Origin of the sequence: Pseudomonas sp. Sample_24 (assembly GCF_004307605.1) — a bacterium.
In the GTDB taxonomy this organism is placed as follows: domain Bacteria; phylum Pseudomonadota; class Gammaproteobacteria; order Pseudomonadales; family Pseudomonadaceae; genus Aquipseudomonas.
In genome coordinates, this window is the sequence record NZ_RCNW01000396.1 from 1 (window position 1) to 18,426 (window position 18,426).

15 protein-coding genes are annotated in these 18,426 nt (G+C 59.9%); 8 read left to right on the forward strand and 7 right to left on the reverse strand.

Going from position 1 to position 18,426, the window contains the following annotated elements; all coding sequences use genetic code 11:
* Positions 1-194, reverse strand: a 194-nt coding sequence (locus D8V06_RS22925) for a GntR family transcriptional regulator (RefSeq protein ID WP_130931875.1), incomplete at its 3' end; no start/stop codon positions are given.
* Positions 195-551: 357 nt separating this feature from the next.
* Between D8V06_RS22925 and D8V06_RS22930 the strand changes: the two genes are divergently transcribed.
* Positions 552-1,742 (forward strand): benzoate/H(+) symporter BenE family transporter, encoded by a 1,191-nt coding sequence (locus D8V06_RS22930; protein ID WP_130906148.1) that lies wholly within the window; start codon positions 552-554, stop codon positions 1,740-1,742.
* A gap of 112 nt (positions 1,743-1,854) precedes the next feature.
* On the opposite strand, the gene D8V06_RS22935 is transcribed toward D8V06_RS22930, so the two are convergent.
* Entirely contained in the window at positions 1,855-2,199 is a 345-nt protein-coding gene (locus D8V06_RS22935; protein WP_007971486.1) for a YggL family protein, read from the reverse strand.
* A gap of 234 nt (positions 2,200-2,433) precedes the next feature.
* Between D8V06_RS22935 and dacB the strand changes: the two genes are divergently transcribed.
* Positions 2,434-3,894: a D-alanyl-D-alanine carboxypeptidase/D-alanyl-D-alanine-endopeptidase gene (gene dacB, locus D8V06_RS22940; protein ID WP_056856972.1), complete on the forward strand. Its 1,461-nt coding sequence runs from the start codon at positions 2,434-2,436 to the stop codon at positions 3,892-3,894.
* 138 nt (positions 3,895-4,032) lie between these two features.
* On the opposite strand, the gene D8V06_RS22945 is transcribed toward dacB, so the two are convergent.
* Positions 4,033-6,426 (reverse strand): GGDEF domain-containing protein, encoded by a 2,394-nt coding sequence (locus D8V06_RS22945; protein WP_130931876.1) that lies wholly within the window; start codon positions 6,424-6,426, stop codon positions 4,033-4,035.
* 143 nt (positions 6,427-6,569) lie between these two features.
* On the reverse strand, positions 6,570-8,840 hold the full coding sequence (gene rlmKL, locus D8V06_RS22950; RefSeq protein WP_056856970.1) for a bifunctional 23S rRNA (guanine(2069)-N(7))-methyltransferase RlmK/23S rRNA (guanine(2445)-N(2))-methyltransferase RlmL: 2,271 nt from the start codon (positions 8,838-8,840) through the stop codon (positions 6,570-6,572).
* Positions 8,841-9,369: 529 nt separating this feature from the next.
* Between rlmKL and D8V06_RS22955 the strand changes: the two genes are divergently transcribed.
* Positions 9,370-9,585 (forward strand): ribosome modulation factor, encoded by a 216-nt coding sequence (locus D8V06_RS22955; protein ID WP_003223300.1) that lies wholly within the window; start codon positions 9,370-9,372, stop codon positions 9,583-9,585.
* Positions 9,586-9,874: 289 nt separating this feature from the next.
* On the opposite strand, the gene D8V06_RS22960 is transcribed toward D8V06_RS22955, so the two are convergent.
* Positions 9,875-10,894, reverse strand: coding sequence for a quinone-dependent dihydroorotate dehydrogenase (locus tag D8V06_RS22960; protein ID WP_056856969.1), 1,020 nt, complete (start codon positions 10,892-10,894; stop codon positions 9,875-9,877).
* Between the two features lie 226 nt (positions 10,895-11,120).
* On the opposite strand from D8V06_RS22960, the gene D8V06_RS22965 reads away from it, so the two are divergent.
* The 5 genes from D8V06_RS22965 to cobA all read left to right on the forward strand — a co-directional run bounded on the left by D8V06_RS22965 (position 11,121) and on the right by cobA (position 16,905).
* Positions 11,121-12,332: a CmpA/NrtA family ABC transporter substrate-binding protein gene (locus D8V06_RS22965; RefSeq protein ID WP_056857096.1), complete on the forward strand. Its 1,212-nt coding sequence runs from the start codon at positions 11,121-11,123 to the stop codon at positions 12,330-12,332.
* Between the two features lie 15 nt (positions 12,333-12,347).
* Positions 12,348-12,923: an ANTAR domain-containing response regulator gene (locus tag D8V06_RS22970; RefSeq protein WP_056856968.1), complete on the forward strand. Its 576-nt coding sequence runs from the start codon at positions 12,348-12,350 to the stop codon at positions 12,921-12,923.
* A 315-nt stretch (positions 12,924-13,238) separates the two neighbouring features.
* Positions 13,239-14,450 (forward strand): nitrate/nitrite transporter, encoded by a 1,212-nt coding sequence (locus D8V06_RS22975; RefSeq protein ID WP_056856967.1) that lies wholly within the window; start codon positions 13,239-13,241, stop codon positions 14,448-14,450.
* 8 nt (positions 14,451-14,458) lie between these two features.
* Entirely contained in the window at positions 14,459-16,129 is a 1,671-nt protein-coding gene (locus D8V06_RS22980) for a bifunctional protein-serine/threonine kinase/phosphatase (RefSeq protein ID WP_130931877.1), read from the forward strand.
* Positions 16,130-16,149: 20 nt separating this feature from the next.
* Entirely contained in the window at positions 16,150-16,905 is a 756-nt protein-coding gene (gene cobA / locus D8V06_RS22985) for a uroporphyrinogen-III C-methyltransferase (protein WP_056856965.1), read from the forward strand.
* A gap of 85 nt (positions 16,906-16,990) precedes the next feature.
* Here the strand turns inward: cobA and D8V06_RS22990 are convergent, their stop codons facing one another.
* Both D8V06_RS22990 and D8V06_RS22995 read right to left on the reverse strand, forming a co-directional pair.
* A complete protein-coding gene (locus D8V06_RS22990) occupies positions 16,991-18,025 on the reverse strand; it encodes an OmpA family protein (protein WP_130931878.1) in 1,035 nt (344 codons plus the stop codon).
* Positions 18,026-18,132: 107 nt separating this feature from the next.
* On the reverse strand, positions 18,133-18,426 hold a 294-nt coding region (locus D8V06_RS22995; RefSeq protein ID WP_277751313.1), incomplete at its 5' end, for a sigma factor-like helix-turn-helix DNA-binding protein.

Consider the following 18,426-nt stretch of genomic DNA (forward strand, 5'->3'; position numbering starts at 1 on the left):
GCGCGGCGAATGATGGTGCGGCTGACCCCGAAAATTTCCCCCAGCGCTTCTTCGCTCAACTTGGTGCCGGGCGCCAGGCGCTGTTCGAGGATGGCCTCGAAGATATGCGCGTAGACAATATCGTCCTGGGTACCGCTACGGCCGGCTTTGCCTGCTCGCGGTTGTTTCTTTAGGGGTTGCAACTGTTCGTTCATGGGCACTCGAGTCGGAAGAACTGCGGCGAATTGACCGTGACTGTAATACGGCACAGTGGGTCGCTGGCAAGTATCGCGTAAAAAACACTGCGATTGTACACAATGGATGGTGGCAACACGACTGTACGGCTGTTTGTCACATCCGCTGTATCGCAACGATCCATTACGTTTGAGTTTAGGCTTGATCACAGAATCCGCAGCCCGCACACGCCCCCGTAGGAGCAAAGCTTGCTCGCGATAGCGATTTCATTTTCGAAAACACTGTCGACTGACACGCCGTCATCGCGAGCAAGCTCGGCTCCTACAGGGACCGGGTGGCCTCGGACATAGTCCTCTGAACCAAGGAACACCATCGTCATGACTGACGCCACGCACACTCAGCTACGCCCCTTGGCCGATACGTCACCATCGGCCATCGTCGCCGGGTTCATCGCGATGATGACTGGCTACACCAGCTCACTGGTGCTGATGTTCCAGGCCGGGCAAGCGGCCGGCCTGACCAGCGGGCAGATTTCATCGTGGATCTGGGCGATCTCGATTGGCATGGCAGTGTGCTCGATCGGCCTGTCCTTGCGCTATCGCACGCCCATCACGATTGCCTGGTCGACCCCGGGCGCCGCCCTGCTGATCACCAGCCTGGGCGGCGTGTCCTACGGCGAAGCCATCGGCGCCTATATAACCTGTGCCGTGCTGGTGACGATTTGCGGTCTCACCGGCAGCTTCGAACGCCTGGTCAAAAAGATTCCGGCTTCTTTGGCGGCCGCGCTGCTGGCGGGCATCCTGTTCAAGATCGGCAGCGAGATCTTCGTCGCCGCCCAGCATCGCACGGCGCTGGTCCTGGGCATGTTTGTCACTTATCTGCTGGTCAAGCGCCTGTCACCGCGTTACGCGGTGCTGGCCGCGCTGTTGATCGGTACAGCGTTGTCCGGGTTCATGGGGCTGCTGGATTTCAGCGGTTTCCACCTGGAAGTGGCCACGCCGGTCTGGACCACCCCGCACTTCTCCCTGGCCGCAACGATCAGCATCGGCATTCCGCTGTTCGTGGTGGCGATGACCTCGCAAAACATGCCCGGTATCGCCGTACTGCGCGCCGACGGCTACAACGTACCAGCCTCGCCGCTGATTACCACCACCGGTATCGCTTCGCTGCTGCTGGCGCCGTTCGGCTCCCACGGCATCAACCTGGCGGCGATCAGCGCGGCCATCTGCACCGGGCCGCATGCCCACGAGGATCGCAACAAGCGCTACACCGCCGCTGTCTGGTGCGGGATTTTCTACGGGATTGCCGGGGTATTCGGCGCGACACTGGCAGCGCTGTTTGCGGCGCTGCCAAAGGAACTGGTGTTGTCGATAGCCGCGCTGGCGTTGTTCGGCTCGATCATCAATGGCTTGAGCATTGCCATGAGCGAAGTGAAGGAACGTGAGGCGGCGCTGATTACCTTCATGGTCACGGCGTCGGGGCTGACGCTGTTTTCCATTGGTTCGGCATTCTGGGGGATTGTGGCGGGGGTCGTGACGCTGCTGATTCTGAACTGGCGCAAGGTTTGAGGGCGCTTTCGCGGGCAAGCCTCGCTCCTACAGCGAACGGTTCATCAAGCCATGTGCGCACAAAAAACAGGCATAAAAAAACGGCGACCCTCGGGTCGCCGTTTTCAGAACATCAAGCTACCGGATTGATCGGCTTTTCCGGATACCAGACGTCCAGCAGCGGGCTGACTTCAACGCTGGTCAGCTCGGTGCGGCCTTTGAGCCAGGCTTCAACGGCGGCGCGCTGTTCAGCGCTGACCGAGCCACGCTTCTGCAGGCAAACCAGACCGTAGTCGTCGCCGCCAACATAGCCCAGACCGTTGGCTTCCATGGCTTCTTTGAGGAACGCGTCGAGGAAAGCATCAATGGCTTCATCAGCCAAATCTTCTTTGAAATCCAGGTTCAGTTCGAAACCCAGCTCTTGAAATTCATCGACGCACAGTTTTTTGCGCAGACGCTGGGAACGGTTAGTCGCCATTGGAACAATCCTCTTAAGTAATAACGGCCGGCACTTTAGCAGTTTAAGCCGCCGATTGCCCGACTCAGTGGGCCGCAAGGGCTACCGCCGGTAAAAAAATAGCCGATTGAATGGTCAAGGCACGGCACAAGCCGTGACGCCTTGGGGCATAATGCCGACACTTTCATGACCACTGGGGGAATTTATCTTCATGCCCTCGTTTTTTTTCCCCTCGGCTGCAGGGTTCTATTTCACATGATCAAATCGTTACGTCCTTTATTGCTGGCCGGCCTGTTGCTTCCCCTGGCCCTTCCTGTTTGCGCTGACCCGATCAACACCTCTTTGTCTCCCAACGTCCAAAAAGCCCTCAAGGCCAGCAAGCTGCAGGACAACGCCCTGTCGCTGGTGATGATTCCGCTCAACGGCCCGGGCACTCCGACTATTTTCAACGCCGACGTATCGGTCAACCCGGCGTCGACCATGAAGCTGGTGACCACTTACGCGGCCCTGGAAATGCTCGGCCCGAACCATCAGTGGAAAACCGAGTTCTACACCGACGGCACCCTCAGCGGCGGTATCCTCAATGGCAATCTCTACCTCAAGGGTGGTGGTGATCCGAAGCTGAACATGGAAAAACTCTGGCTGTTGATGCGTGACCTGCGCGCCAACGGCGTGACTCAGGTCACCGGCGATCTGGTGCTGGACAAGAATTTCTTCGTGCAACCGCAATTGCCCGAATTCAATGACGACGGCAATGACGAGAACAAACCGTTCCTGGTCAAACCCGATGCGTTGCTGGTCAACCTGAAGGCCTTGCGCTTTGTCGCGCGCAATGACTCGGGCAAGGTGCTGGTTTCGGTGGAACCACCCATTGCCAGCATTCGCATCGACAATCAGGTCAAGGCTCTCAACTCCAAGCAATGTACCGGCGGTGTGCGCTACAACCCGGTGCCCCAGGCCGATGGCAGTGTGACGGTGACCGTCGGCGGCCAGTTGGGTGAAGGTTGCAGTTCACAGACTTACTTGTCGCTGCTTGATCACGCGACGTACACGGCCGGTGCCGTGCGAGCGATCTGGAAAGAACTGGGCGGCAGCATCCAGGGCAAGGATGTGCTGGCGCCAACGCCGAAAGACGCCAAAGTGCTGGCGCGGGCATTTTCGCCGGATCTGGCGGAAATCATCCGCGATATCAACAAATACAGTAACAACACCATGGCCCAGCAGCTGTTCCTGAGCCTGGGGCAGAAATACCGTACCGATGCCGACGGTGACGATGCCAAGGCGGCACAGCGGGTCGTACGCCAGTGGCTGGCGAAGAAAGGCATTACCGCGCCGCACCTGGTGATGGAGAACGGCTCCGGCCTGTCCCGTTTCGAACGCGTCAGCGCCCGGGAAATGGCTTCGATGCTGCAGGCCGCCTGGCGCAGCCCTTACGCCGCCGAGTACATCAGCTCGATGCCGATTGCCGGCACCGACGGCACCATGCGCAAGCGCCTGAAGACCACCGCGATGCGCGGCGAAGCCCACGTCAAAACCGGCACCCTGAACACCGTGCGCGCCATCGCCGGTTTCAGCCGAGACGTCAACGGCAACACCTGGGCCGTCGTGGCGATCCTCAACGACAAGGCGCCATTCGGTGCATCATCGGTGCTCGACCAAGTGCTGCTGGACTTGTATCGCCAGCCGAAACTGGCGCAGACCGCTTCGGCGCTCTAATCGGCTGCAGAGGCTGCAGAGATTCCCTGTAGGAGCAAAACCTGCTCGCGATAGCGGCAGCACATTCAACATAAATGTGACTGACAGACCGCCATCGCGAGCAAGCTTGGCTCCTACAGGGTATGCGTACAGCGCATATCAATTCGTCTCGCCCTGCACCCGGTCCCTGCCCGCCTGCTTCGCCGCATACACCCCCGAGTCCGCCCTTAACAGCAGCGCGTCCGCGCCCTCGCCGACTCGCCAACTGGCAATCCCGAAACTCGCAGTGACGATCCCGACCTCGTCGATCGGCGAACTGCGCAAGCCTTGCCACAGCTCCAGGGCCAGTACATGCGCGTGCTCACCGTTAATGCCCGGGCACAGCACCATGAACTCTTCGCCACCCAATCGACAAAATACATCCGTGCGGCGCAGCCGATTGCCAATGCGCTCGCAGACGATCTGCAACACCCGATCACCCACGGCATGCCCATGCTGGTCATTGATGCGCTTGAAGTGGTCAATGTCGAGCATGATCACCGACAGTTCGCCGCTACCACGCTCGACCCGGGCCATTTCGGTGGTCAGACGCTCCTGGAAATAGCGCCGGTTGTGAATACCGGTGAGGGAGTCGGTGATCGACAGCGCCCGCAGCTCTTCTTCCACCCGCTTCATGTCGGAAATATCCGAGATGTAGCCATGCCAGAGCACGCCGCCGCCGGGCAGCTCTTCCGGCGTCGCCTCGCCGCGTACCCAACGCAAACCGCGCTGTGGCAGCTGCACGCGATACTCCTCGCGCCAAGGGCTGAGGGTGTCCGCCGAAGCGCGAATGGAGGCGCGCACACGGGTGGTGTCCTGGGGATGGATGCGCGTGAAGATCGCTTCGGCATTGAGTAGCAAAACGTCCGGTTCGAGCTCGTAGATTTCACGAATGCCATCGCTGGCATAGATGACGCTGAAGCGTCCGTCGAATTCCATCTTGAATTGATAGATGCCGCCGGGCACATGGGCACTGAGTTTCTTCAATAACAAGTCCCGCGCTGCGAGGGCTTCATGCACGCGTTTGCGTTCGGTGATATCGATGCACACCGCCAGATGGCCGACCCACAGGCCTTGCTCATCAAGCACCGGAGTCGCCAGCATGTTGACGATCAAATGGCTGCCGTCCCCCCGCACCAGCGTCCATTCCCGCGCCTCGTGCCCGGTGCCTTCGCCGCCCTCGACCAACATTGCATGGCAGGTCGGGACCGGTTTGCCGAAACGTGCGCTAAGTTCTGCCGAGCGTGCCGCCAGTTCCCGGGGCAAGTGCAGGTTTTCCAGGGTCATGTGCCCAACCACTTCGGCGGCGGTGTAGCCGAGCATCTGTTCGGCTCCGGCGTTAAAGGTGCTGATCACGCCCCGCAAATCCGTGGCGATGATCGCCACCTGGGTCGCCGCGTTCAGCACGCCGCGCAACTGGCCGTGGGTGCCACGCAGTTCCTGCTCCCGAGCGCGCAACTCTTCGGTCCTTTGCTCAACCATCTTCAGCGCTCGCTGCCGCTGGCTGACCAGTACGTATAGCAAGGCACTGAGCAGCATGCTGAGCGAACCACCGAGCACCACCAGCGTGGTCACCGATGAGTGGTTGGCCTTGAGAAACGCTTCGCTGGGCTGGATGTCGACCTGGTAATCATGATCGGCCATTCGCAACAGCCGGGTCGCCGACAACTCGCTGACGGCCGCTGTGTTTGGCGATTCATACAGCACTTCATGCTGATCATCGATGGACAGATCGAGGATGCGCACTGACAGATAGTCACGCCCCGCTTCCGGCAAGCCGTCCGCCAGCAATTGGCGCATGCTGATCACGGCCATGACATAACCGAATGGTTTGGTCGTCGTCGGACTGTTGCCCGACATGACCGGAGCGACCAGCAGCACGCCCCGCGCATACGCCGGCTCGATACTCACCAGATGCATCGGTTGCGAGACGGCCATCTGGCCACTCTGGTCCGCTCGCTGCAATGTGGCACGACGCAACGGCTGGGCCAGCAAATCGTAACCGAGCGGCGCACCGAGTTTGCTTTGCGTCTGGCTGAACAGCACCACCACGTACTCGTCCCGCTCGCCAGCCAGTTGCAACTGGCCGTCGGCGTTGAGCTCGCGAAAAGCAAAACTGCTCAAGCCTTCATCACGAACACGGCGTTCGAACGCCGCACGTTCGTCACGGCTCACCCGTTGCGCAAACGAATACGCCTGGGTCCGATGCAATAACGGAAGGGTATAGCCGTTGAACTCCTCTCGGGAGACCGAATCGGAGTTGGCGAAGAACCGGCGCAGGCCATCGAGGCGCTGCTCCTGATCTTCGAAGCGTTCTTCGATACGGCTATAACGCTCACTGGCCAGCAGTTGGAAGCGTTGCCGCAATTGCTGGTGAAACAGATTGAGGGTCGACCATGCCAGCAAGCCCGTGAGAATCCCGCCGACAAGCAAAACCAGAAGCGCGACCAGCCAGGCCGAGACATCTTCGCTGATAAAACCCAGGATTTTTGGGCGCACGGCGTGCAACGACATAAACGCAACTCAAAACGCCAGGTGCGGGAAAGCCCTTTGGCCCTGAGTTGAGTTATAGCTATTAGCCACTAATTTGACCAGTACAGAAAGAATCCACAGAGCCTTTTAAAATCAAGGCTCTGTGGATCCAACGCCTTCAGATATCAACGGGCCGTGATTTTCCAGGCGCGGTGAATCTTGGCGTTGCGGGAAAAATCCGGATCGATGGTCTGGGCGGTAATCTCTTCGACCGCGTAGCGCTCGCTGAGGTTGGGCTCCAGCTCGAACTTGCGGAAGTTGTTGGAGAAGTACAACACCCCGCCCGGCGCCAGCCGAGCCATCGCCAGATCGATCAACTGCACCTGATCGCGTTGCACGTCGAAAATCCCTTCCATGCGCTTGGAGTTGGAGAATGTCGGCGGGTCAATGAAGATCAGATCGTATTCGTCACGACAGGCGTCCAGCCAGGCCATCACATCGCCCTGCTCCAGACGGTTCTTGTCGGAAAAACCGTTCAGCGACAGGTTGCGACGCGCCCAGTCAAGATAGGTTTTCGACAGGTCGACGCTGGTGGTGCTGCGTGCACCGCCCTTGGCCGCGTGCACGCTGGCCGTGGCGGTGTAGCAGAACAGATTGAGGAAGCGCTTGCCAGCCGCCTCTTTCTGAATGCGCATGCGCATAGGACGGTGGTCGAGGAACAGGCCGGTATCCAGGTAATCGGTGAGGTTGACCAACAGCTTCACGCCACCTTCGTTGACCTCGACGAACTTGCCCTGAGCCGCCTGGCGTTCATATTGCTTGGTGCCACTCTGACGCTCGCGGCGTTTGACCACCACGCGGCTCTTGTCGATGTTCAAAGCCTGCGGAATGGCGGCCAGGGCATCGAACATCCGCGCCGAGGCTTTTTCCGGATCGATGGATTTCGGCGCGGCGTATTCCTGGACGTGGACCCAATCGTGATACAGGTCGATGGCCATGGAATATTCCGGCATGTCGGCATCGTACACGCGATAGCAGTCGATGCCTTCGCGCTTGACCCACTTGCCCAAGGCCTTGAGGTTTTTTTGCAGGCGGTTGGCAAACATCTGCCCGCCTTCGCTCAGGCGCGGCTGCTCGACCACCGGGGCCGGCGCCGGCACGGGTTTGATCGGGTTGCCGTTTTTGTTGTACTTGCGCTCTTGCGGCTCGCTCGGCGCCTCGTCATAGGCCGCTTGCTCCCGTTCGGCCTGACGCTGTTCCGGGGTACGACGCTCGCCTGTGACGAACTGGTCGGGCAGCACCTTGATCAACAGCAGCTTGCACGGCAAGGCGCCGTTCCAGAACGAATACTGCTTGTGGCTGCGGATGCCCATGCGCTTGCCCAGATCCGGCGCGCCGGTAAAGACGGCGGCTTCCCAGTTCAGACAGGCCTGACGCAGACGCTCGCCGAGGTTCTGGTAAAGGTAGAGCAGGCTCGCCTCGTCGCCCAGTCGCTCGCCGTATGGAGGGTTGCAGATCACCAGGCCTTTCTGGTTTTGATCCGGACGCGGCTCGAAAGTCGCGACTTCGCCCTGATAGATCTTGATCCACTCGCTGAGGCCGGCACGCTCGACGTTGTTGCGGCCCGGCTGAATCAGACGCGGGTCGGCTTCGTAACCGCGAATCCACAACGGTGGCTTGGCCAGACCGGCAGCGGCGCGTTCGGACGCCTCTTCATGGAGCTTTTTCCACAGCGCCGGTACGTGACCCAGCCAGGCGGTGAATCCCCACTGCTCGCGACGCAGGTTCGGCGCGATGTCAGCAGCGATCATCGCCGCTTCCACCAGAAAGGTACCGACACCGCACATCGGGTCAGCCAGTGCGCCACCTTGCGCTGCGATACGTGGCCAGCCGGAACGGATCAGGATGGCGGCCGCGAGGTTTTCCTTCAGCGGCGCCGCGCCTTGCTGCAGGCGATAGCCGCGCTGGTGCAGGCTGTGGCCGGAGAGGTCGAGGGAAAGGATCGCTTCGCCGCGATCCAGGCGCAGGTGAATGCGCAGGTCCGGGTTGAGTTTGTCGATGGATGGACGGTCGCCCTGCGGGGTGCGCAGTTTGTCGACGATGGCATCCTTGACCTTCAAGGCACCGAAGTGGGTGTTGTCGATGCCCGAGCCGTGACCACTGAATTCGACGGCCAGGGTGCCGTCATTGAGCATGTGGTCTTGCCACTCGATGTCGAGCACGCCGTGGTAGAGGTCCTCGGCGTCTTTCATCGGGAAACGCTTGAGCACCAGCAATACCCGGTTGGCCAGGCGCGACCACAGGCACAGGCGATAAGCGGTTTCCATGGTGGCCATGCCGCGCACGGCAGAGGTGTGCTCACGTGCTTCCTCAAGGCCAAGCCCGACGGCTTCCTCGATGAGCAGGCCTTCAAGGCCTTTTGGGCAAGTGAGGAAGAGTTCGAAACGATCGGACATGAGAATTCGGAGCCTTTGGCTGAGTGGCCCGACAACGCATTGCCGGACCGGTTTTCAATCAGGCGCTTTTCTCGAAGAGCGCCCGCGTGGCACGAAGGTGTGCCGTTCCACCCCTGCTGCCCGGGTTAAATGAGCTTAGATGCAAGGACAGATAAAAAAGTTGATGCAACAAAATGACATAAGTCGACCCTTCGTCGAATAGTCCTTCCCGGCAACGGGAGGCATTCTCACCAAAGGATTAACCTGATCATGCTGTGCGGGGCCGATCATACCGGGGTTTACCTGAAAAATACCCAGCTAACATGCGGTTACTTATGGCCATAGCACATGAACAGTTACGTCCTTATGACAAAACGATCATTCCCTCGATGTGACGCATTGGTTAGAACTCAACTCAGGTTGGCACCGCAATGGCGCCAACACCTTGGCTCGTCACGCCGGCAACGAGCCCCCAACGGCAGAGTTTTTCTGCCAGACCTCAATTGAGGTCGACGCGATAAATACAGTCAACAAGTGAGGGCAACACCCTATGAGAAGACTTAAGCGTGATCCGTTGGAAAGAGCATTTTTGCGCGGATATCAATATGGCGTTGGTGGCAAATCCCGTGAGCTTTGCCCATTTACTCTACCGTCGGTACGTCAAGCCTGGATTAACGGCTGGCGAGAAGGACGCGGCGACAACTGGGACGGTATGACCGGCACTGCGGGAATCCACAGACTCAACGAACTTCACGCCGTCGGCTAATTACAGGGCACAACACTCCGACACGACAATCTGATTTTGTACTGAATTAACCACGCACGTCCCATCCGGACGGCGGGCTGCGGCCCAGGGGCTCCTTTGAAGGGGCCCTTTTTTATGCTTGCTCCAAAGCAAGGAAAACCTGTTTTTGTGGCGAGGGAGCTTGCTCCCGCCCGGTTGCGAAGCAATCGTAAACCCGGTGTTCTCAATCAATTTGACTTACTGAAGCGGGTGCTTTGGGCTGCTTCGCAGCGGGAGCAAGCTCCCTCGCCACAAAAGCTCCCTTGAGCCTTCAGCGCAGGGCAGCGATTGCGTCTACGGATTCACGAATCAGCGCCGGGCCTTTATAGATGAAGCCGGAGTAGATCTGCACCAGGCTCGCACCGGCAGTGATCTTCTCTGCCGCATGTTTGCCTTCAGTGATGCCACCGGCAGCAATGATCGGCAGGCGGCCGCCCAACTCCGCCGCCAACACCTTCACGGTGTGGGTGCTCTTGTCGCGAACCGGTGCACCGGACAGGCCGCCCGCCTCGTCACCATGCTCCATGCCCTCGACGCCGACACGGCTCAAGGTGGTATTGGTGGCGATGACCGCGTCCATTCCGGTTTCGATCAACGCTTGCGCAACCTGCGCAGTTTCTTCGTCAGTCATGTCCGGGGCGATCTTGATGGCCAGCGGCACGTGTTTGCCGTGACGCAGCGCCAGTTCAGCGCGACGCGTGGCAAGGTCGGCCAACAGTTGCTTGAGCGAATCGCCGAATTGCAGGCTGCGCAGGCCCGGTGTGTTCGGCGAGCTGACGTTGACCGTCACGTAGCTGGCGTGGGCATAGACCTTGTCCAGGCAAATCAGATAATCGTCAACCGCGCGCTCGACCGGGGTATCGAAGTTCTTGCCGATGTTGATGCCCAGCACGCCCTTGTACTTGGCGGCTGCCACACGGGCCAACAGGTGATCGACGCCAAGGTTGTTGAAGCCCATTCGGTTGATGATGGCCTCGGCTTCCGGCAATCGGAAAATCCGTGGTTTCGGATTACCCGGTTGCGGACGCGGGGTTATGGTGCCTATTTCGACAAAACCGAAACCCAATTGGGCGAAACCGTCAATGGCCGCGCCGTTTTTGTCCAGGCCGGCGGCCAGCCCCACCGGATTCGGAAAATCCAGGCCCATGACGTTGACCGGCATCTTCGCCGGTGCCTTGCACAGCAAGCCGTTAAGGCCCAAACGTCCGCCCGCGCCGATCAGGTCCAGGGACAGATCGTGGGAGGTTTCCGGGGAAAGTTTGAACAACAGCTGACGGGCCAGGGTGTACATGGGCGGATTTGACTCGATTGGCGGCGAAATGAGGCGGCGATTATAGCCGGGGTTGAGGTTGGCGGGCGATCTCTTTGCCGTGAATCCCGGGATGGCATATGCCTTGCACCCATCGAAGCATCAGCACGCAGGCCAACGGCGGAATGCGTGCAAGGACAACGACGTCGTCACGCGGCCTTGCGGGTACCAGGTCTGGGACGACGTTTTTTTTGAAGGTGCGAAATCGATGAACGAACCATCAGCCGGCCCTCTGGCCTGGGTCAATGGCAGCGATGCCCCGGAAAAGACCGAAATCAACCTCGGCTTCATGGCCTTGAGCGACTGCGCCTCGGTGGTTGTCGCCGCGACTCAGGGCTTCGCCCAACCTTACGGCCTGACCCTGAACCTCAAGCGCCAGTCGTCGTGGGCCAACCTGCGGGACAAACTGGTGAGCGGTGAACTCGATGCCGCCCATAGCCTGTACGGTTTGATCTACGCCGTGCACCTGGGTATCGGCGGCGTGGCAGCGACCGACATGGCCGTGCTCATGGGCCTGAACCAGAACGGCCAGAGCATCAACCTCTCCCATGGCTTGCAGGGCCTTGGCGTGACCGGTCCTGAGGCACTTCACCGGCACGTGCACCAAACTCGCCCAAAATTGACGTTCGCCCAGACCTTTCCCACTGGCACCCATGCCATGTGGCTGTATTACTGGCTCGCCAGCCAGGGCATTCATCCGTTGCTGGAGGTCGACAGTGTGGTGGTACCACCGCCGCAAATGGTCGCGCACCTGCAGGCGGGACGCATCGACGGTTTCTGCGTCGGCGAACCCTGGTCCGCCAGCGCCGTGCAACAGGACCTCGGTTTTACCCTGGCGACCACCCAGACGATCTGGCCCGATCATCCGGAAAAAGTCCTAGGCTGCACCCGCGCCTTCGTCGAGCAATACCCCAACACCGCCCGGGCACTGGTGATGGCGATCCTGGAAGCCAGTCGTTTTATCGAAGACAGTCTCGAAAACCGCCGCAGCACTGCGCAATTGCTCAGCGCGCCACAGTACCTCGACGCACCACTGGCATGCATCGAACCGCGTCTGCTGGGCGACTATGACGACGGACTGGGCAATCGCTGGCACGACCCGCATGCCATGCGTTTTCATGGTGACGGTGAAGTGAACTTGCCGTATCTGTCCGATGGCATGTGGTTCATGACCCAGTTCCGTCGCTGGGGGCTGTTGCGCGATGACCCGGATTACCTCGCGGTAGCCCGTCAGGTTCAGCAACTGGACTTGTACCGTGAGGCCGCCAGTGCCGTCGGTGTCGCATCGCTGGGCAAAGAGATGCGTAGCAGCCAGTTGATCGATGGCAAGGTCTGGAACGGTTCGGACCCCGCCGGCTATGCGCGCAGCTTCAAACTGCACGCAATGAGCGACAACTCGCCCCGACTCGCCAACTGCTGACAGGAGACTGCGAACATGTTGCGTATCCTGCTGATCAACGATACCGCGAAAAAAGTCGGACGCCTGAAAGCGGCCCTCACCGAAGCCGGCTTCGAGGTCATCGACGAGTCAGGCCTGACCATCGACCTGCCTGAACGCGTCGAAACGGTGCGTCCGGACGTGATTCTGATCGATACCGAGTCACCGAGCCGCGATGTCATGGAACAAGTGGTGCTCGTCAGCCGGGACCAGCCACGCCCCATCGTGATGTTTACCGACGAGCACGACCCCGGCGTGATGCGCCAGGCGATCAAGTCCGGGGTCAGCGCCTACATCGTCGAGGGCATCCATGCCCAACGCTTGCAGCCGATTCTGGATGTGGCCATGGCCCGCTTCGAAAGTGACCAGGCCCTGCGCGCCCAACTGCACGCCCGCGATCAGCAACTGGCCGAGCGCAAGCGCATCGAACTGGCCAAAGGGCTGCTGATGAAAATGAAGGACTGCAACGAGGAAGAGGCCTACACCCTGATGCGCCGCCAGGCCATGAGCCGCCAGCAGAAGCTGATTCAGGTGGCGGAGCAGATTATCGCGATGAGTGAACTGCTCGGCTGACACGACCACCGTGGCGAGGGAGCTTGCTCCCGCTGGGCTGCGTAGCGGCGGCCCCAAAACCTGCAACTTCAGTGAATCAGGCACAACTCGATCACAGGATTCAAGACGGCTTCAACGCCGAGCGGGAGCAAGCTCCCTCGCCACAAAAACGACTTGTTGGCACAGATCTCGCTAAGTAAATCCCACAGGTAACCAACGGCGGTTGCCCAATCTACGACAAAGACGTCGCTCACCGTATTTGCCTCCCGGCGAATCAGGTGGCGGCGTTTTTTTGTTTTGGCTCCCGTTCGAGACTCCTATCAGCTGAGGTGCGCGATGAATTCAAGCTTCTGGAAATCCGGCCATACCCCAACCCTGTTCGCGGCGTTCCTCTACTTCGACCTGAGCTTCATGGTCTGGTACCTGCTCGGCCCCCTGGCAGTGCAGATCGCCGGTGACTTGCACCTGACCACTCAACAGCGCGGGCTTGTCGTCGCTACGCCGATTCTGGCCGGTGCCGTACTGCGGTTTGTAATGGGCATGCTGGCTGATCGCCTGTCTCCCAAAACTGCCGGCCTGATCGGGCAAGTCATCGTCATCTGCGCCCTGTTCGGTGCCTGGAAACTCGGCATCCACAGTTACGAGCAAGCGCTGCTGCTGGGACTGTTCCTCGGCATGGCGGGCGCGTCCTTCGCCGTGGCCCTGCCTCTGGCGTCGCAATGGTACCCGCCGCAGCACCAGGGCAAAGCCATGGGCATCGCGGGTGCGGGCAACTCGGGCACCGTCCTTGCCGCGCTGATTGCGCCGGTGCTGGCAGCGGCGTTTGGCTGGAGCAACGTGTTCGGCTTCGCCCTGATCCCGTTGATCCTGACACTGATCGTGTTCGCCTGGCTGGCCAAGAATGCCCCTGAACGGCCCAAAGCCAAGTCAATGGCCGATTACTTCAAAGCCCTGGGCGACCGCGACAGCTGGTGGTTCATGTTCTTCTACAGCGTGACCTTCGGCGGTTTCATCGGCCTGGCCAGCGCACTGCCCGGCTACTTCAACGACCAATACGGCCTGAACCCGGTCACCGCGGGTTACTACACCGCCGCCTGCGTATTCGGTGGCAGTCTGATGCGTCCGCTGGGCGGTGCTCTGGCGGATCGCTTCGGTGGCATCCGCACCTTGCTGGGGATGTACACCGTAGCGGCGATCTGCATTGCTGCCGTCGGCTTCAATTTGCCAAGCTCCTATGCCGCCCTGGCGCTTTTCGTCTGCACCATGCTTGGCCTGGGTGCAGGCAACGGTGCGGTTTTCCAGTTGGTCCCTCAGCGTTTTCGCCGCGAAATCGGGGTTATGACCGGTCTGATCGGCATGGCTGGCGGCATCGGTGGTTTTGCCTTGGCAGCAGGCATGGGCGCAATCAAACAAAGCACCGGCAGTTACCAGCTGGCACTGTGGCTGTTCGCCAGCCTGGCGGTGCTCGCGTGGTTTGGCCTGCACGGCGTAAAACGTCGCTGGAGAACCACCTGGGGTTCGGCAGCCGTGACCGCTGCGCGGGTTTGAGGTCTTAAATGAGCCTGCAATTGAGCTTCGCTGAAGCCAGCGCCACCGGCCCTCGCGAAGAAAATCAGGACGCCTTGCGTCTGGTCACGCCCGCCCCGGCACTGGCGGCGAGCAAGGGCTACCTGTTCGCCATCGCCGACGGCGTCAGCCAGTGCGCCGATGGTGGCCTGGCCGCCCGATCGACATTGCAGGCGCTGGCGCTGGACTACTACGCCACCCCGGAAACCTGGGGCGTCGCACAAGCCCTTGATCGCCTGCTGCTGGCGCAAAACCGCTGGCTGCAGGCCAACGGTGGCGGACAACCGCTATTGACCACTGTGAGCGCCCTGGTGCTGCGTGGCAGGCGATTTACCCTGGCTCACGTCGGTGATTGCCGGGTGTATCGCTGGCACGCCGATCAATTGCAGCGCATCAGCGAGGATCACGTCTGGGATCAGCCGGGCATGCAGCATGTGCTCAAGCGGGCACTTGGACTGGATCAACACCTGGTGCTGGATTTCCTCGACGGTGAATTGCGCCTCGATGAGAGCTTCGTGCTGCTCAGCGACGGGATCTGGGCGGTCCTGGGCGACACCGCCATTGCTGCGATCCTGCGTGATCAGCCGGACCTCGATAGCGCTGCGCAGACGCTGGTTCATGCAGCGCATCTGGCCGGCAGCCAAGACAACGCCAGTGCCCTGCTGGTACGGGTCGATGGCCTCGGTGAAAGCAGTATCGGTGATGCCTTGATTCACCTGCAGCAATGGCCCCTGCCGCCACCGCTGAAGCCTGGACAGCAGTTCGAAGGCTGGCAAGTGGAAGGGATACTTGGCCAGAGCCAGCAGTCGTTGCTTTATCGCGTGCGTGACAGCCAGCAACAACCGTGGCTGTTGAAAACCTTGCCCGGCCATCTGCACGACGATCACCAGGCCGGGCAAGCCTTGCTGTCGGAGGAATGGTTTCTCAAACGCGTGGCCGGTCGGCATTTTCCTGAGGTGCATGCCGCCAGCCAGCGTCAGCATTTGTACTACGTGATGCGCGAATACTCCGGGACGACCCTGGCGCAACTGCATTCGCAGACCGGACCACTGCCGCTGGCTCAGTGGCAGGACCTGGCTGAACGCCTGCTCAAAGCGCTCGGAATGTTGCACCGACGGCAGATTTTCCACCGCGATATCAAACCGGAAAACCTGCTGCTCAGTGACGACGGCGAACTGCGCTTGCTGGACTTCGGCCTCGCCTTCTGTCCCGGCCTGTCTGAAGACCAGCCCGCTGCTCTTCCCGGAACGCCCAGTTTCATTGCGCCGGAAGCATTTCGCGGCGAACCGCCGACACCGCAACAGGACCTGTATGCGGTCGGCGTGACGTTGTTTTATCTGCTGACCGGGCATTTTCCCTATGGCGAAATCGAAGCGTTCCAACGACCACGGTTCGGCAGGCCAGTCAGCGCCAGCCGCTATCGCCCCGATCTGCCGGAATGGATGACACAAAGCCTGGAACGCGCGGTTGCCGCCGATCCTGGTCAACGTTTTGAAACGGCGGAGGAATGGCTGCTGCTGATCGAACAAGGCGAGCGGCACAGCTTGAATGTGCGCCCTCGCCCGCTGCTGGAACGCGAACCGCTGAAGGTGTGGCGGTCGTTGGCGCTGATGTCGCTGCTGGCGAATCTGGTGCTGTTGTTTGCGGTATTTCATGGCTGATTTCAACTGAGGAACACACGATGAGCGCAAAAGTCTGGCTGGTGGGCGCGGGCCCGGGTGATCCGGAACTGTTGACTCTCAAGGCTGCAAGGGCACTGAGGGAAGCGGATGTGGTGCTGATCGATGACCTGGTGAATGCCGCGGTCCTCGAACATTGCCAGCAGGCGCGAATCATTCCCGTGGGTAAACGCGGCGGATGCCGGTCCACGCCGCAAGCGTTCATTCATCGCTTGATGCTGCGTTACGCGCGTCAGGGTAAATGCGTGGTGCGACTCAAGGGGGGTGATCCGTGCATTTTCGGACGCGGCGGTGAAGAAGCGCAGTGGCTGCGTGAGCGCGGGGTTGAGGTGGAACTGGTCAACGGCATCACGGCCGGGCTCGCTGGCGCCACGCAATGCGATATCCCGTTGACGCTACGCGGTGTAGCGCGCGGGGTGACACTGGTCACCGCGCACACGCAAGACGGCAGCAGCCTGAACTGGCAGGCACTGGCCCAGGGCGGTACGACGTTGGTGATTTACATGGGTGTGGCCAAGCTCAGTGAAATTCGCCAGCAACTGCTGGCCGGAGGCATGGCGGTAAACACGCCAGTGGCAATGATTGAAAACGCCTCGTTGCCCCATCAGCGCGAATGCCGCAGTGATCTGGCGGCAATGGAGTCTGACGCCCGTCGTTTCGAACTGAAGAGCCCGGCGATCCTGGTGATCGGCAGCGTGGCGGCCCGTGCCGTGCAACACTGTGATTTCCCCGCGATCACAGCCGATGGACTGGCCTGAATCCCCCGACTTACTCCGCTCCGACCAAATCGCAGACAAAGAAAAGCCCGGCCTGAGCCGGGCTTTTCTCGCAGCTGCGGGCTAATTACTTAGCTTGAGCTTCAACCTGCGCTTCTACGCGACGGTTTACAGCGCGACCAGCTTCAGTCTTGTTGTCAGCAACTGGGCGGGATTCGCCGTAGCCAACAGACTGAACGCGGGACGATTCAACACCGTACTGGTTGGTCAGAACTTGCTTAACGGCGTTTGCACGACGCTCGGACAGTTTCTGGTTGTAAGCGTCAGGACCGACGGAGTCAGTGTGACCTTCAACAGTAGTGGTGGTGGATGGGTACTGCTTCATGAAGTCAGCCAGGTTCTTGATGTCGCCGTAGCTGTTTGGCTTGACTACCGACTTGTCGAAGTCGAATTTCACGTCCAGCTCAACACGAACAACTTCAGCAACTGCTGGGCAGCCATCAGCGTCAACAGTTACGTTGGCTGGGGTGTCAGGGCACTTGTCAACGTTGTCGCAAACGCCATCGTTGTCGCTGTCGGAGCAAACTTCAGCTGGTGCTGGAACTGGAGCAGCAGCAGGCTTGGAGCCGCCACCGAAGTTCACACCGATACCGACGCTAGGAGCCCACTCGGTGTTGCCCTGGTCGATGTTGTACTGAGCTTCAACGCCGGCACGGGCGTAGAAGTTGTCGGTGAAGTACAGCTTGGCGCCGCCACCAACGTTGGCGAAGGTGGAACGGTCACGACCGTTCGAACCGTTCTGGTCGATGCTCTGGTCGGAGAAACCGGCCGAGACGTAAGGACGCAGCATGTCGCCTGGGTTGTTGAAGTGGTACAGAGCGTCCAGAGCGGTGTTAGCGCCCTTCACGTTCTTGCCGTCGTCGGCACGTACGTTATGCACTTCGTCGTAGGCCAGACGCAGTTCAACGTCGTCGGTCAGGAAGTAACCAACCGAACCACCGAACAGGTTGCCGTCGTTTTTGAAGTTGCGAGTGCTGTCAAAGTACTCTTTCTTTGCGAAGCCTTCGATTTCAACTGCGCCTTGGCCCTGTGCCAGAGCGCCGAACGAAGTGGCGGCAATAAGAGAACCAATGGCCAAGCCCAAGGTGTTTTTCAGTTTCATCCGTTAAATCCCCATCTGGTGATTGTGAAGCAGTCCCGCAAACCGGGGGACAACTCGGCGGCAAGTCTATCAGAACTTGCCTACACGTAAGAGATATTTGCGCCGAACTAAGTTTCAGCAATGCCTGCAAATTTCTCACGCAATTTATCTAGAGCGCGTTTGTACCGCATTTTTGTTGCACTCAAGCCCATATGCATGATGTCTGCGATCTCCTGAAACTCCAGCTCTGCGACAAATCGTAGCACCAGAATTTCACGGTCAATCGGATTCACATACACCAGCCAGCGATCAAGTCCACCCTTCTCCTCGGGTTTCGGCGCCTTTTCTTCAGACGCTTCTTCGAGGGGGTCCAGACTCAATGCGTCCATCAAGCGACGCTTTCGCCGTTCCTTCCGATACTG